Raw genomic sequence first — 14,735 nt, 5'->3', positions numbered from 1 at the left:
CGATGGCAATATTTACTGATCCGATCCGGGAACACGCCGATTTCGGCCCCGGAGACGCGGAGTGGCTGCACTTGCTGGTGGGGGACTGGCAGCTGATTGCTGACCTGGCCTTCGCGGATCTGGCGCTCTGGTTCCCGGATCCGGAAGGTAACTACTTAGCGCTTGCTCACGTGCGTCCTTCAACCACGCACACCGTGTTCCACAAGGACTTCGTCGGCGAGAAACTGCGAGCAGATCTCGTGCCCTTGGTGCAGCGGGCCTGGCATAGCCAGCGTATTGAACGCGCGGGTGAGGCCACCTGGAACTCTGAGATGGCCGTCCGAGTGGATGCTGTTCCGATGGTCCGCAATGGCAGGAGCCTGGCCGTGGTGACTTCTCACATGGACGTCTCCTCTTCTCGCCTGCCCTCTCGATTGGAACTGACTTACCGGCAGAGTGCCTATGACCTTCTGGGCATGGGCACTCTGGGCTTGTGGCCGGATTTCGCCTCGCCAACCGGCTCGCGTCGCGGTGCGCCTCGGGTGGGCGACGGGTTCATCAGGCTCGATGCGGAAGGCCTGGTGCAGTACGCGAGCCCCAATGGGGTCTCAGCATTCCGGCGTCTCGGCGGCGCTGACGCACTTGAAGGTCGCTCACTGGCCGAGGTCACGGCCGGGCTGCTGCACGACCGCAAGATGATCGACGAGACGCTGCCCCTGGTGGTCACCGGCAGGATGCCCTGGCGCACTGAAGTCGAATCACGGGGAGTCAGCCTGTCCTTGCGAGCGATTCCCTTGCGCGACGCCGAGCGGCGCTTCGGTGCCATTGTGCTGTGCCGTGACGTTACCGAGTTACGACGTCGTGAGCTGGAATTGGTGACTAAAGATGCCACCATCCGCGAAATTCACCATCGGGTGAAGAATAACCTTCAAACTGTGGCCGCACTGCTCAGAATGCAATCTCGTCGGATGCAGTCGGAAGAGGGCAAACACGGATTGGAACAGGCTATGCGCAGGGTTTCGACCATTGCGCTGGTGCACGAAACCCTTTCCCAGGGCCTCACGCAGAACGTTGACTTCGATGAACTGATCGGCAGGCACTTCAGGCTGGCCGCAGAGGTCGCCTCACCGACTCAGCTGGTGCTCACCGAACGCGAAGGTGAGTTCGGCGAGTTGCCCAGCGATTTGGCGACCCCCTTGGCGTTGGTGATCAATGAATTGGTGACCAACGCGGTTGAGCACGGTCTAGAAGACCGCGGCGGCACAGTGCGGCTGACGGCGGAGCGGTACAGCAATGAGGACGGTTCCGAAATGCTCCAGGTCGAGGTCGCCGATGACGGCGTCGGACTACCCACTACGCCCATTGCGGAGGGGCTGGGCCTGCAGATTGTCAGGACCCTGGTGACCAGTGAATTGAACGGCTCGATTAAATGGAAACCCGGAACTACTTCCGGAACCGTGGTGGTGATGGAGCTTCCGCTCTAAGCCACGATACGGAAACCGATAGCGCTGAGGACGCCGGCTCCACCGACTTCGGATGATTCGGAACCGGGTCCCTCAGCGAACGCGGCAGTCTCAGCTGGCGCGACGGGCGCGAGCTGCTCGTCGCTTGAGTGCGCGGCGCTCGTCTTCGCTCATGCCGCCCCAGACACCGGCATCCTGACCTGACTCGATGGCCCATTGCAGGCAAGTGTCGATGACCTGGCAGCGACGGCACACGCTCTTTGCTTCCTCGATCTGGAGCAATGCAGGACCGGTATTCCCCACCGGGAAGAAAAGTTCCGGGTCCTTATCCAGACAGGCAGCGCGGCTACGCCAATCCATGCTGATCACTACACTCAACTCCTTTGAAAAGATATCTACATTGCCTTGTGAAAATATTCACGAGCAATCACACAAAAGAGGGGCCACAGTCTTTCCAGCGGGCCCCTAGGTCTCTGTCGTTAAGCGTTTCACGTTAACTGTATGTAAACAAGGGGTAAAAGCCCTCAAATTGCTGGGAAGGATGAGCGGTTCGTCACATTTTTGCCAGAGTTCTCGTCGTGTGATGAATATCTCCGGTAAGGTGCCAGTGTGTCAAGCCCTACCGAGCAGTATCAGCCTGAGTCTTTGCCCATCCGGACCTGGGGGGTCTGGGTGGTTTCATTGATTGTAGGGCTGGAAGCTTTGGCTTTGCTGATTATCGCGATATTTTTTCTGGTGAGTCTCTTTACCGCTGAGCCGAATTCTTTGAGCGGCGCAGTTTTCCTCACCGTGATGCTTTTTGCCTTGGGTAGTGGACTTTCCGCAGTTTCCTGGCAATTGTTCCGAGGTTATCGCTGGACTCGAGCCGCGAGCTTAGTCTGGCAACTGCTTATGCTGGCAATAGCGGTACCGACCTTGCTCGGCGGACAGATAGGTCTTGGCTTGCTGATGTTGCTTCCGCCGCTCGCTGTGCTGTTCCTGCTTTTCACCCCCAATGTGGTGGCTTTCACCTTGCGTCAGGGGAATTCAGCGGCGCTCTGAGAGCGGGATTCGGAACTGTCCGCAGTCCCAGTCCAGGGCCTTCAGGGGCGGCTCCCGAAAACCCGGGTCTTTGCTGTATCGGGCGGAGCAAATACGGGGATCAAGAGGCCAATCGGGTAACCTTGGGATGACCAGGTGCGCGTTTTTGCGCCCAAAATGCTGAACCAGGAGTTTGAGTGAACGCTGATCTTGTCATTGTAGGGTCGGGTTTTTTCGGTCTGACCATTGCGGAACGGGCGGCGCGGGAACTCAATCTTAAAGTGGTGGTGCTCGATCGCCGTCACCACATCGGTGGAAACGCCTACAGCGAGAACGAAGCTCAGACCGGCATCGAGGTGCATCGCTATGGTGCGCATCTGTTCCATACTTCCAACGAAAAGGTCTGGGACTACGTCAATCAGTTCACCAAGTTCACCAACTATCAGCACAAGGTCTACAGCAACCACAAGGGCGAGGTTTACCCGCTGCCGATCAATCTGGGCACGATTAACCAGTTCTTCCGGTCTTCCTACGGCCCCGGGGAGGCCAAGGCGCTGATTCAGGAGCAGGCCGGCGAACTGGCGGGCACCGACCCGCAGAATCTCAATGACAAGGGCATTCAACTGATCGGGCGCCCCCTCTATGAGGCCTTCATCAAGCATTACACCGGCAAGCAGTGGCAGACAGACCCCAAGGATCTGCCCGCCGGAATCATCTCTCGGCTTCCGGTGCGCTATAACTACGACAATCGTTACTTCAACGACACCTACGAAGGCCTGCCGCTCGATGGCTATACCGCCTGGATCGAGCGGATGGCAGACCACCCCAATATTTCGGTGGTGCTGAATACCGATTTCTTCGACGACGGAGAATTCTCACGTTCCGCGGTACTGGGCCAAGTACCCGTGGTCTACACCGGCCCGGTGGACAAGTACTTCGACTATGCGGAGGGTGATCTGTCCTGGCGCACCATCGACCTGGAAGAAGAAGTCCTGCCGATCGAAGATTTCCAGGGCTGCTCGGTGATGAACTATCCCGATGATGACGTGCCCTATACCCGGATCCATGAGTTCCGGCATTTCCATCCCGAACGTGATTACACCAAGGACGCCACGGTGATCATGCGGGAATTCTCCCGCTTCGCACAAAAGGGAGATGAGCCTTATTACCCGGTGAACACGTCGGAAGATCGGCAGAAGCTACTGGCTTATCGCGATCTGGCTAAGGGTGAACCAACGGTGCTGTTCGGCGGGCGTTTGGGTACCTATAAATATCTCGATATGCACATGGCAATCGGGTCCGCGCTGACCATGTTTGAGAATAAGATCAAGCCGCATTTCTCCGGCGGCAGCAAGCTCGAAAGTGGGGGAGTGGACGCATGAGTAATGTGGCTCTGGAATCACCCGGAGGGGGCGGGGGGCTCCTTGACGTCTTCAGACGTCGGTATCTGCTGAGGCTCATCGTCAGAAAAGAACTCAAAGTACGCTACCGAGGGTCGTTTCTAGGACTCCTGTGGTCTTATGTAAAGCCCGGTGTTCAGTTTGTAGTGTTCTATTTTGCACTGGGTGTTTTCCTGGGGATGAACAGACAGCCTAATTTCGTGCTGTATATGTTCTCGGGGATCATTCTGGTGAACCTCTTTTCCGAGTCCCTGGGTCAAGCAACACGATCGGTGGTGGGGAATGGGGCGCTGGTAAAAAAGATATATCTTCCGCGAGAGCTGTTCCCGGTATCCTCGGTCTGGGTAGCGATCATTCACTTTCTCCCGCAGTTGCTCATATTGGTCGTCGCGTGCTTGTTCTTTGGCTGGCAACCGAGTCTTCTTCAGATACTTGCGGCGATCGCCGCGGTCATAATGATCGTGATTCTCTCGGTTGGTCTCGGCCTGATTTTTGCCGCAGCAAATGTGATGTATCGAGACTCGGAGAATATCGTTGATTTGATTCTCATGGTGGCTACCTGGCTGTCGCCGGTCCTCTATGTTTGGACTCAGGTAAAAGATTCCCTAGGGTCGACTTTCTACTTCTTCTACCAACTGAACCCGATAACTGTTGCCGTTGAAGTGTTCCACTATGCCTTCTGGTTCCCGACCCAAGCGGTTCAAGCCTCTACTCCTATCCCGCCATTGCCTGACCGTCTATTGATTCTCTGGCTTCCGATCGGCTTTGTCATCTCGCTGGCAATATTGTTTATCGGGCAGTTTATTTTCAGGCGCTTAGAAGGAAGGTTTGCACAGGAACTATGACAAACAATGAGGCGATCTTAGTTTCGAGTGTATCCAAGAGGTTCAGCCTGCGGCACACGCGGTCACTCAAGGAGACAGTGGTCTGGCTGCTAAACGGTCGCCGCAATGATCTCAAGAGTACGTTTCTTGCTCTAGATGATGTCGATGTGACGGTTAATGTAGGCGAATCAGTGGCCTTATTGGGGCTCAACGGATCTGGAAAATCAACCTTACTCAAACTCATTTCTGGGGTGATGAGCGCGGACTCCGGTGAGATCATGACTCGGGGAAAGATTGCTGGATTGATAGAGGTGGGGGCCGGGTTCCATCCTGATCTCACTGGTCGCGATAACGTGTATCTCAACGGCGGGATCCTCGGTATGACCGAAGCTGAGATCGATGCGAAGTTCGACGATATCGTAGAGTTCTCCGAGATTGAAAAATTCATCGACACCGAGGTGAAGTTCTATTCCTCAGGAATGTTCCTGAGGCTCGCTTTCGCTGTCGCGATCCATACTGATCCTGATGTTTTTCTGATCGATGAGATACTCTCCGTGGGCGATGAGCCATTTCAGAAGAAATGCCTTGCGAAGATCCAGCAACTACGCGAGCGTGACTGCACGTTGGTCGTTGTCAGCCATGACCTGGAGCTCGTCAAGAAGGTTTGCGACAGGGGAGTCGTGCTGCAATCCGGAAAGAAAATAGCCGATGCCCCGATTGACGAAGCTGTGGAAATATTACGAGCGGGCTAGTGAGTAGAAAACTTTTTGTGGGGCGAGGAGTCCAGGAATTTCATGAGTAATCTTAATAATTTTTTTACTGTCATCGATGATGGCGGCTCGGGACTGTCAAACCCTGAGGGGGTTCTCTCTGACCGAGAGCTGGCGCTTTTGCGCGGCAGCTTGAACTATTATTCTTTTGCGTATCCCCGGCGGGATTTTCGCGTCGTGGTTCTTCGTGGACCTGATGGCACGATGCCGAAGCTGACTGATCGTTCTAATCACTTCCTCGAGTGGGAACCGGATCGCATCGCCATGTGCACCGTCGCAATCCGCAGCATGGTAGGCGAGGAGTTGCCGACTAGGGGTTCGGTTTTAGAGCTCGTTGTCGACCTCGGCGGGAAAGCCACAGACGAAGGTCTTCTCTCGACGAAACGCCGTGGGCTCGTCGGGCAAGCCGCAAAGCGGGTCAGAATCAAGGCTCCTATCGCTTTTGACGTAGTCCGTCAGGGCCTGACCGACGTTTACGAAGCGAAAATCACTCCTCGCCGTCGAGCCACTCCGCACGATATTGTTTCTCCGATAGCTTCTACCCGGGAACTTGAGCCCTCCGAGAATATGCCGCCGAAAGCTATTCTGTTCGGTCTGCACTGGTTTGAGATGGGCGGGGCGGAGCGCTGGGCGCTCGACGCGATTCAGGCAGCGGTGGATCTAGGATTCGTTCCAATCGTCATCACCGATCGCGATTCCACACATCCTTGGATCTGCCGGCCCGAGTTGGACAGCGCGTTGATCCTGCCTCTGACGTTCCCTTTGAACGACAACGAAGAGTCGTTAATGCTGGCGAATCTCTTATCGGCATACACCATTGTGGGTGCTCACGTGCACCATTCGCGATGGCTCTATCATCGATTGGCTTGGCTGCGTGCTGTCAACCCTGGAATCCGTATTATCGACTCCCTTCATGTTGTTGAATGGCGAACGGGTGGTTTCGTCGAGCAGAGCGTGAAGTTCTCCAGTGTTATTGATTTGCATCATGTGATCTCGCCGGCATTGCGTGATTACCTGATCTTTGAGCGGAAAATTCCCAGGGCACGCGTCATGCTTGCTCCCTTGCATCAGCTGACCGCCTCAGCTGATAATTCGGTGGTTTCAACCCGACATGAGGTATTTACGGTTTCGTTTATTGGACGATTGACTCAGCAGAAGCGTCCGTATTTATTCTTGAAATTCGCTCAAAAACTGCATCGTGCACTGCGTGGGAATGTACGTTTCATTGTGCACGGCGATGGTATCTTGACCAAAGAAGTTCACAACCTGGTGAATAAATTTGGACTTCAAAGTTGCATTGATCTTCGTACCCCTCCTTTCTCTGTAGATGAAACGCTGAAAGAATCGGATCTTTTAGTCATTTCTTCGGACAACGAAGGGCTGACGCTAACAACCTTTGAGGCTACCGCTCATGGCGTTGCCGTGATCTCGACAGATGTGGGTTCCCAGGCGAGCTTGGTCTCGTCGAACGGGCTGGTTGATCGATTGCCGTTGGCATTTATTAAGCAGGCCACAGCCTTAGCGGTACGAATAAGTCACGATGAAGACTTCAGGCGTTCTCTCATCATCGATCAGCAGGATAAAATCGCGAAACTTAAGCAGCTCCCTGAGGCGAAGAACTGGGTCGCAGGCATTTACAGAGGATGGAATAGTGGACGATAAAATTGCCGCCGTTGTAGTTACTTACAATCGGGTCCAAAAATTAGGGCGTGTTTTGGACTCGATTCTTGGGCAGAGCCGTTCGGTGGATCGTCTGGTCGTTGTAGATAATGCAAGTACCGACACTACAAAGCAGTTGCTCAAAGAATACGAGGGGGATCCACGTCTCGATATTGTGACGCTGGAAACCAATTCCGGCGGCGCAGGTGGTTTTGCAAAGGGTATGGAGCGGGTCTATGAGCTGGGCCTCGATTGGGCTTGGATCATGGATGACGATTGTTATCCAGAGCAGGATGCTTTGGAGAAATTGCTCGCCGGGCACGCTGCATCAGAAGAGTTGCTCGGGTACGACATCCCCTATAGCTGTTCGGCTGTTCACTTCACGGATGGAACGATTTGTGAGATGAATAACCCGGGAACCACCTGGGACTGGGGACGCCTCATCGCCCAGGGGCAGAATTCCGTCTTGATAACGAATTGTTCCTTTGTCTCTGTGCTTATCCCACGAAGGACGATCGCGAAGTACGGTCTTCCGCTTGAAGAGTATTTCATCTGGTTCGATGATATGGAATACACCCTCAGAGTGAGTTCTGAGGGCCCGGGAGTGCAAGTCCTCGATAGTGTCGTAGTCCACGATATGCCAGAAAACAGGGGGGTGAACTTCGGCGATCTCCGGGCGAACAATGCCTGGAAATTCTCCTACGGTGCTCGCAATGAGTCCTCCTACAGGTGGCACCATGACAATAAGCTCGCCTGGGTTTCCTTCGTTCTGCGCACCTGGATCAGCATGCGGCGAGGGAATGTCAGCAGGCGCCTCCAGGTAGCTATGGCTAAGCAGATACTCACCGGCATCCGGTTCAACCCGAAGCCGAGAAAAGTGCGCACCGTCTTCTGAGGAAGAAGGCATAGTTCCGTCAGAGGAGCGCTAGCCGGCTAGCGGAATCTTCTCCTGGAATCGCAGGCGCGCCGATCCGGCGGGTATTGAATTGAGCTTAAACATTGAGTGGCCTCAAAGATCTTTGAGGCCACTCAATGTTTAAGCACGAAGAACATAATGATCCTGCTTAAGGAACCGCCGTGGATTGCTTGAATATTCAACTAAGTCCACTCGGTTTTATCGGCGGATACTTCCGTCTCCTCCGATCCCAGTTTCGCTACTTCCCCCAATTCATGGCAGCTAGGATCTTCTGCTGGAGTAGAGGTCCCAGGGTGACCGAATAGTCTTTTGTCAGGTGATTGTCATCAAGATAGACAAACATATTTCCGACTACGCCAGGGCAAACCATAGGGGTGCAGATGAAGTCCGTCAGATCTATCGTGTGAAGGTTAGCGGGCATGGGGGTGATTTGCTCCAATGGATTGACATCAGCCATCACTGAAGCTCGACGCGGGTTGCATTCCGCGTTCTTTGCCCCCTTATTAAGGACGCACTCCGCCATATTGAAGTTGAAGCGTGGATTGTCTCGAACAGCTATCATCTGTATTCCTGCCTTTTCGAGAGCATTCGTGGCATCCAAGAATCCCGGTAGTACGACTTCTTTCGGACTCGAGGCCGCGGAGGCGGTGCCTATAGTGAACACAGCATCAGGTTTTCGCTCGAGGGCGTATTTCATCACCTGACGGTTGAAGACGCTGCAGCTGTCCTGGCGCGTTTTATCCGGGACGGAAAAAGTGCAACCACCTTTGAGGATGGAAACCAGCTGCCAGTTTTCCGCTTTTGCCGTGTATTCGAGTGCTGGTAACAGCTGTTCGGAGTGAGAGTCACCGAGTACCAGAATAGTCTTGCTGGGAGCACTGGCTGCTGGAGCTGTTGCAACGCAAATTTTCCCGATCACGGGGTCTGAAGTCGCCCACTTCCCCGTGCATTTGGAGCCCAGGGTTGCGAATTGATTCGGCAGATCGGCTGGTGCTGGAACCAGAGGTGCCTTGGGATTACCAGTCTCAACGAATCCCGGGACCAATGCCGCGGCTCCCGGATTATCTTGAGGAGGACTATTCAAGGCATTGTTGATCTGTGTCTGAACTGAAATCTGCCAACTGATCAAAGGAGTTGCCGCGACAAGTAGGCAGAGCAAAACCACGAGGGCGGATCGATACCACTTCAGTTCGACCCAGGGGATCTTCCGCAGCGGGCGTTCAATCAACTGCGTGGAGACAACCGCTAACACAAGAGCCGCCAGAATAATGGCTGAGCCGGCGAGCCAGCCAACAGATTCCCGCTCCTGCCAGACCAGGAACAGGACTAAAATCGGCCAGTGCCACAGGTACAAACCATAAGAGTTACCTCCCATATAGACCAAAGGCTTGGAGCTCAGAAGCCGGTCGGCACCCCACGGTGATGACGTGTTACCGGCGAGGATCACCATTCCCGCCGCTAAAGTTGGCCATAGCGCCAGATACCCCGGGAACTGACGATCAACTTGCAGGACCAGGCCGCAGCTGATGATCAGCACGACGCCGCCCCAGCCCATGAAGATTCTTAGCAGGCGGGGAAAATTAAGATAGGGCAGCGCTAACGCGAGCAGTGAACCGAGCGCAAATTCCCATAGCCTGGTGCGCAGGTCAAAATAGGCAAAAGCTTGGTCGGTGGAGGTTTCCCAGATTGAAAAGGCGAGAGAGACCACAAAGATGGCCCCAAAGACGATCAGCATGATGAGCTTGTGGTTCCAAGCAAAACGACGCCTGAGCCATGAGATGCCAAGAAAAATGAGTGGCCAGATAATGAAGACCTGGCCCTGGATGGACAGGGACCAGAAGTGCTGGAAGGGGCTTGCTGCACTGTGATTGGCGTAGTAGTCGACAGCATTCGCGGCCAAGGTCCAATTTTCAAAGTAGAAAAGTGAGGACCAGCCCTCGGCGATAGTTGCAGGCCATCGATTCTCCGGAATCAACAGCCAGCTCATAAGAGTCGTTGCGACGATGACCAAGACGGCGATAGGCAGCAGTCGCTTCAAGAGATGCAGCCAGTGCTTCCCCAAATTGAAGCGCTCGGCTCGCTCGATTCGACGAGTGAACTGCATTGTCATCAGGAAGGAGGACACCAAGAGGAAGATGTCCACTCCACCTGAGACTCGCCCTAGCCAAATGTGGTACACCACAATGAGGAGCACAGCGAAGAAGCGCAGGCCCTCTATCTCCGGCCGAAATGTCCGATTCTGGTTTTTCGAAACTGCTCCGGTGAGGGCTTGACGCTCTATGCTCACGTGATGTATCTCCTAAAAACGCTGTTAGTGCGTTACATACGGTACCAGTTGAGGCATTGATTCCACTGAGTCTGAGGTGTGGACCGGGAAATGGGGCTTCTAATTCGGGTAGGATCTGACAGGATGCTTCAGGCGCTGATTCGGTCTGTGGTGTATCTGACCGACTGGTTGTGTGGAGGTTGATTTATGTCCTGGTGGTCCGTGGTTCCACTTCTCGCCGTAGCTGTGATGCTTTTCATCTTGCCCGGAGGCATCGTCGCCTGGTGCTCGGGGGTTAGAGGATTCACTCTCTGGGCCATAGCCCCGGTGGTCTCGGTCGCTGTGATCTCCGTTTCAGCGGTGCTGGCCTCATTCGTCGGTCTGAGATGGTCTTTTATCCCGGTCGCGGGACTCACCGTGGTGGTAGCGGTAGTGGCCTTCGTGATAGCTCGGTTGATTAAACGAGGTAAGTCCAGGGCAGCGGATGAGCCGCCCATTCAGCTGAAGAACTGGTCCTATCGGATTCCCCTGCTGGAACTTGCTGTGATGCTGCTTGCCGCAGCGCTGATCGGACGAAGGGTGGTCTTTGCCTTCGGGACGCCGGACTCTTTTTCGCAGCTTTTCGATGTCGTCTTCCACCTCAACGCCATCCGATATATCCAAGACACCGGGTCGGCATCTTCCCTGACCCTGGGAAGCATGACAGGGGGGACTATCACCGGCTTGGATGTCTACCCAGCAGCGTGGCACGACGTCGTGTCTTTGCTAACCTCAATCACCGGTGCTGGCATCCCCGTTGCGGTTAACCTGGTGAACCTTGTGATTGCCGCCGTGGTCTGGCCGCTCGGTACCATCTTCTTAGTACAGCAAATCTTCGGGCGCAGGCCAGCGGTTACCGTCGTGGCGGGCATTCTTTCAGCCGCTTTCGGGGCTTTCCCGCTGCTGATGCTCGCTCACGGAGTGGTTTACCCCTATTATCTGGGGCTCAGCCTCCTCCCATCGCTGTTGGGGTTGTCCTTGCAGGTCTTGGGCCTGGCAAAGGAGAAGGTCCTGCCGCCGCTGATTGCCTGTTTGTTGATTCTGGTTGGCCTCGCCGGCCTGGGATTGGCTCACACCAGCTTGGTGGTTCTTTTCTTCGGTCTGCTGACCCCGCCCATGCTCTTTGTCTGGGTGAGTTCTCTTCGTCGTCGGTGGCGAGTCCGCCGCTCGCTGTGGCATCCCCTTGTCTCTCACTTACTTTTGCTGATACTTGGTTTGGGGGTACTGCTTGTTCTTTGGAAATCGCTGCGTCCGCCGGCGGATCAAGCTTTCTGGCCGCCGATCGAATCAGCAGGCCAAGCCGTGGGTGAGTTCTTAACTTCAGCACCGTTGGGCGCGCCGGCTTCCTGGGCCATCGCATTGCTTGTGGTCGTTGGCCTCTGGGCGTTGATTTTCAAGTGGAGAAAAATCTGGCTGGTTGGAATGTTCGGCCTCATCGCAATTCTTTTTGTGGTCGCTACGTCACAGCCCATCGGTGCCTTACGAATGTTCATGACAGGAGTCTGGTACAACGACCCTCCACGCCTGGCAGCTCAGCTCCCCTTAGTTCTTCTGCCGGTGGCTGCCGCTGGTGCGCTCTATCTTTTTGAAGTCCTCAGATCTTGGGCCAGTTCGAAGCTGGCGAACCGGCAGAGCACAGGCAAGCCCAGGGATTTCGTCAGTTTGTTAGGAAAGTACGCGACACCGGCCATTGCGGTGGTCGCCATCGCTGTATTAGTCGTCGTCACTCAACAAGCCAATATCCGAGCTGCAGCAATCGTCGCTTCTCGCACCTATCAGTTGAAGCCAGACTCCTGGCTGGTCAATACGGACGAAATGAAACTCATCCAGCGCTTGGACAAGGATGTTCCCGCCGGTGACCTGATGGTGGGGAATCCCTGGAACGGCAGCGCTCTGGCCTACGCATTCTCAGATCGCAAAACCTTGCAACTGCACATGTTGTCAGCGATCAGTCCAGATCTGCAGAAGGTCATCACTCATTTGCACGATGCGAAGAAAGATCCTTCGGTATGTGAAGCAGTCCGCCGGCTTAATGTGAGTTTTGTCTTGGATTTCGGCACCCAAGAAGTGCCAGGGAGGACCCAGGACTACTCTGGGCTGAGTGGTCTCCTTCAGGCAGGAGTGGCAACCCTTGTTGATCAGCAGGGCGAGGCTGCGAAATTGTACCGGATCACTGCCTGCGGGATGTGAAGCCAGGCTGCTGAACTATTGGCTCAGAAGCCCGAGAAGATACTGGCCATAACCACTCTTAAGGAGAGGTTCGGCGCGCTCTCGCAATTCTTCGTCGCTCAAAAAGCCAAGACGCCAGGCAATTTCTTCGGGTGCGCCAATTTTTTGGCCTTGACGATTTTCCACGGTTCTAATGAAGTTGGAGGCATCGTTCAGATCGCCAAAAGTTCCGGTGTCCAGCCACGCTGTGCCGCGAGGTAGCACATCGACTCGAAGTTTTCCTTGGCTCAAATAAGCTCTGTTGATATCAGTGATCTCGAGCTCCCCCCGAGGAGAGGGCTTGAGATCCCGTGCGATCTCGATCACCTGGTTATCGTAGAAGTAGAGTCCTGGGACGGCGTAATGGCTTTTGGGCTGCTGAGGTTTCTCTTCGAGTGAGATCACTTTGCCCGCTTCGTCAAATTCCACCACGCCGTAAGCCTGAGGATCCTTGACCCAGTAGCCGAAGACCGCTCCACCCTCGACGTCGTTATGTTTACGTAGCTGGGTACCCATGCCCTGCCCGTAGAAGATGTTATCTCCGAGGACTAGAGCAACCGTGTCGTTGCCAATGTGGTCTGCACCCAGGATGAAGGCCTGGGCCAGACCGTCAGGACTTGGCTGCTGCGTGTAGCTGAGATTGACGCCGAACTTTGAACCATCGCCCAATAAACGATGGAACTGTTCCGCGTCGTGCGGTGTGGTGATGATCAGAATGTCCCGAATGCCAGCCAAAATAAGGGTGGACAAGGGGTAGTAGATCATCGGCTTATCGTAGACTGGCACAAGCTGTTTGCTGATCCCCAAAGTGATGGGATGCAAACGCGAACCGGTCCCTCCAGCAAGAATTATTCCACGCATGTGTCAATCTTCGTCTACACTCGGAGTTTGCGGCAAACTGGAGTGAGAAGTGGGATCCTTTTCAACGGGTAAATCTCCGATGAAATTCGAGAATCTGACAGAACAAAGGAACTGAGATTGACTGCTACTGCTGTTAGCGCTGAGCGATCACAACGGCTCTTGGTGGGCAAAGCTCTCGACCCTCGCAGCAATAGTCTGAATCTCATTCGCTTGATTCTCGCGTTGCTGGTCTTATTCGCTCATAGCTGGTACATCGTAGGCGACGGAGTTGGGCCACATTTTCGAGGTGAAAATCTCGGTGGTTGGGCGGTCGCTGGGTTCTTTGGCATCAGCGGGTATCTGATCACCGCGAGCAGGTTCGGCAATCGAATCGGTGTCTACCTCGTCCATCGGATCGCTCGGATTTTTCCAGCCTTCGTCGTTTGCCTAGTGGTCATGGCCTTCGTCTTTGCGCCGATCGCCTACCTCATCCAGCATGGCTCGTTGAGCGGTTTCCTCAGCACACCCACAACTCCGATCAACTCGATCATTGCTAATCTACCTCTGCGGATCGTCAGCTACGATATTGCGGGCACCCCGGTCGGAGTACCTTATCCGGGGGCATGGAACGGATCCCTCTGGACGCTTTATTTTGAGTTCATTGCGTACTTGATCATTGGTTTCGTGGGTTTTTTTGCGCTTGCTAAGAAGTCGCCCTGGCCGATTATCCTGCTCTTCGTTCTGAGCGTTGTATTTTGGGCAAATATGGATGCGCTCATGCCGTATTTTCAAGGCAATCCAAATGTGGCGCTTGCAGCTCGTCTGATTCCATTCTTCTTAGGTGGAGCAGTCGTGCAATCATGCAGTTCATGGCTGGGATTCGGCAACCTGCCCGGTATCGCCTCTATCTTATTGGCGGGGTTGATCGTTTTCTTCGTGCATGGATTTGGCCCGCAGCTGGCCGCACCGTTTATCGCTTACGGGATTTTATGGATTTCGACCTGGCTGAAGCAACCTAAGGTCGTGGGTAAGAACGATATCTCCTATGGTGCTTATATCTATGCTTTCCCAGTTCAGCAGTTGCTCGCTGTCTTGGGTGCTTACCACTGGGGTGTGTGGCTGTTTACGATCGCTGCCTTGGTCTGCACCGTTCCCTTTGCTCTCCTGAGCTGGTTGCTCGTCGAGCGCCCGGTGATGCGTAGAGCCAGGAAAACCGTCTATTCCACGCCTAGTTGATCCCGTCGTGAGAGCTGGAAACTCCGCTTGATGACATGGATCTAGCGCAAATTCGAAGCCTTACGGCGAAGACTCTTCGGCGCGACGGTCTTTGATTTAGCCTTGAGGCTCAGGC

Annotated in this window: 12 protein-coding genes; 9 read left to right on the top strand and 3 right to left on the bottom strand. The window is 54.6% G+C overall.

All coding sequences use genetic code 11. From position 1 onward, the window contains the following. Positions 1-2: 2 nt before the first annotated feature. Complete coding sequence (locus ABDK06_RS03325; protein ID WP_394938888.1) at positions 3-1,463, top strand: sensor histidine kinase; 1,461 nt, start codon at positions 3-5, stop codon at positions 1,461-1,463. A gap of 90 nt (positions 1,464-1,553) precedes the next feature. On the opposite strand, the gene ABDK06_RS03320 is transcribed toward ABDK06_RS03325, so the two are convergent. Then, complete coding sequence (locus tag ABDK06_RS03320) at positions 1,554-1,802, bottom strand: WhiB family transcriptional regulator (protein ID WP_394940787.1); 249 nt, start codon at positions 1,800-1,802, stop codon at positions 1,554-1,556. A gap of 249 nt (positions 1,803-2,051) precedes the next feature. Between ABDK06_RS03320 and ABDK06_RS03315 the strand changes: the two genes are divergently transcribed. The 6 genes from ABDK06_RS03315 (at position 2,052) to ABDK06_RS03290 (ending at position 8,010) form a co-directional block, all read left to right on the top strand. After that, positions 2,052-2,483 carry a hypothetical protein gene (locus ABDK06_RS03315; RefSeq protein WP_394938886.1) on the top strand — a complete coding sequence of 144 codons (432 nt, stop codon included), beginning with the start codon at positions 2,052-2,054 and terminating at the stop codon, positions 2,481-2,483. A gap of 176 nt (positions 2,484-2,659) precedes the next feature. After that, complete coding sequence (gene glf, locus ABDK06_RS03310; protein ID WP_394938884.1) at positions 2,660-3,844, top strand: UDP-galactopyranose mutase; 1,185 nt, start codon at positions 2,660-2,662, stop codon at positions 3,842-3,844. Further along, complete coding sequence (locus ABDK06_RS03305; RefSeq protein WP_394938882.1) at positions 3,841-4,707, top strand: ABC transporter permease; 867 nt, start codon at positions 3,841-3,843, stop codon at positions 4,705-4,707. The genes glf and ABDK06_RS03305 overlap by 4 nt, the downstream gene beginning before the upstream one ends. Further along, the gene (locus ABDK06_RS03300) at positions 4,704-5,438 is read left to right on the top strand and encodes an ABC transporter ATP-binding protein (RefSeq protein WP_394938880.1); all 735 of its coding nucleotides are present in this window, start codon (positions 4,704-4,706) and stop codon (positions 5,436-5,438) included. Before ABDK06_RS03305 ends, ABDK06_RS03300 begins: the two co-directional genes overlap by 4 nt. A gap of 42 nt (positions 5,439-5,480) precedes the next feature. Further along, positions 5,481-7,118 (top strand): glycosyltransferase, encoded by a 1,638-nt coding sequence (locus ABDK06_RS03295; protein ID WP_394938878.1) that lies wholly within the window; start codon positions 5,481-5,483, stop codon positions 7,116-7,118. Next, complete coding sequence (locus tag ABDK06_RS03290) at positions 7,108-8,010, top strand: glycosyltransferase family 2 protein (protein ID WP_394938876.1); 903 nt, start codon at positions 7,108-7,110, stop codon at positions 8,008-8,010. The genes ABDK06_RS03295 and ABDK06_RS03290 overlap by 11 nt, the downstream gene beginning before the upstream one ends. Before the next feature lie 259 nt (positions 8,011-8,269). Here ABDK06_RS03290 and ABDK06_RS03285 read toward each other — a convergent pair whose 3' ends face one another. Next, positions 8,270-10,318, bottom strand: coding sequence for an acyltransferase family protein (locus tag ABDK06_RS03285; protein ID WP_394938874.1), 2,049 nt, complete (start codon positions 10,316-10,318; stop codon positions 8,270-8,272). A 186-nt stretch (positions 10,319-10,504) separates the two neighbouring features. Here ABDK06_RS03285 and ABDK06_RS03280 point away from each other — a divergent pair, with 186 nt between their 5' ends. Then, entirely contained in the window at positions 10,505-12,526 is a 2,022-nt protein-coding gene (locus tag ABDK06_RS03280) for a DUF6541 family protein (protein WP_394938872.1), read from the top strand. A 15-nt stretch (positions 12,527-12,541) separates the two neighbouring features. Here ABDK06_RS03280 and rfbA read toward each other — a convergent pair whose 3' ends face one another. Continuing rightward, on the bottom strand, positions 12,542-13,405 hold the full coding sequence (gene rfbA, locus ABDK06_RS03275; protein ID WP_394938870.1) for a glucose-1-phosphate thymidylyltransferase RfbA: 864 nt from the start codon (positions 13,403-13,405) through the stop codon (positions 12,542-12,544). Positions 13,406-13,522: 117 nt separating this feature from the next. Here rfbA and ABDK06_RS03270 point away from each other — a divergent pair, with 117 nt between their 5' ends. Continuing rightward, positions 13,523-14,620 carry an acyltransferase family protein gene (locus tag ABDK06_RS03270; protein ID WP_394938868.1) on the top strand — a complete coding sequence of 366 codons (1,098 nt, stop codon included), beginning with the start codon at positions 13,523-13,525 and terminating at the stop codon, positions 14,618-14,620. Positions 14,621-14,735: the final 115 nt, after the last annotated feature.

The organism is Psychromicrobium ferritrahens, from assembly GCF_043789415.1.
Taxonomy (GTDB): Bacteria; Actinomycetota; Actinomycetes; order Actinomycetales; family Micrococcaceae; genus Renibacterium.
The sequence above is the reverse complement of the archived record's forward strand: the minus strand, read 5'-3'. Positions and strand labels throughout refer to the sequence as shown.

What these genes read in the sequence shown, in the direction of transcription:
- ABDK06_RS03325 (WP_394938888.1), top strand. Translation starts at nt 3, where the DNA reads ATGGCAATATTTACTGATCCGATCCGGGAACACGCCGATTTCGGCCCC.
- ABDK06_RS03320 (WP_394940787.1), bottom strand. Translation starts at nt 1,802, where the DNA reads ATGGATTGGCGTAGCCGCGCTGCCTGTCTGGATAAGGACCCGGAACTT.
- ABDK06_RS03305 (WP_394938882.1), top strand. Translation starts at nt 3,841, where the DNA reads ATGAGTAATGTGGCTCTGGAATCACCCGGAGGGGGCGGGGGGCTCCTT.
- ABDK06_RS03300 (WP_394938880.1), top strand. Translation starts at nt 4,704, where the DNA reads ATGACAAACAATGAGGCGATCTTAGTTTCGAGTGTATCCAAGAGGTTC.
- ABDK06_RS03295 (WP_394938878.1), top strand. Translation starts at nt 5,481, where the DNA reads ATGAGTAATCTTAATAATTTTTTTACTGTCATCGATGATGGCGGCTCG.
- ABDK06_RS03280 (WP_394938872.1), top strand. Translation starts at nt 10,505, where the DNA reads ATGTCCTGGTGGTCCGTGGTTCCACTTCTCGCCGTAGCTGTGATGCTT.
- rfbA (WP_394938870.1), bottom strand. Translation starts at nt 13,405, where the DNA reads ATGCGTGGAATAATTCTTGCTGGAGGGACCGGTTCGCGTTTGCATCCC.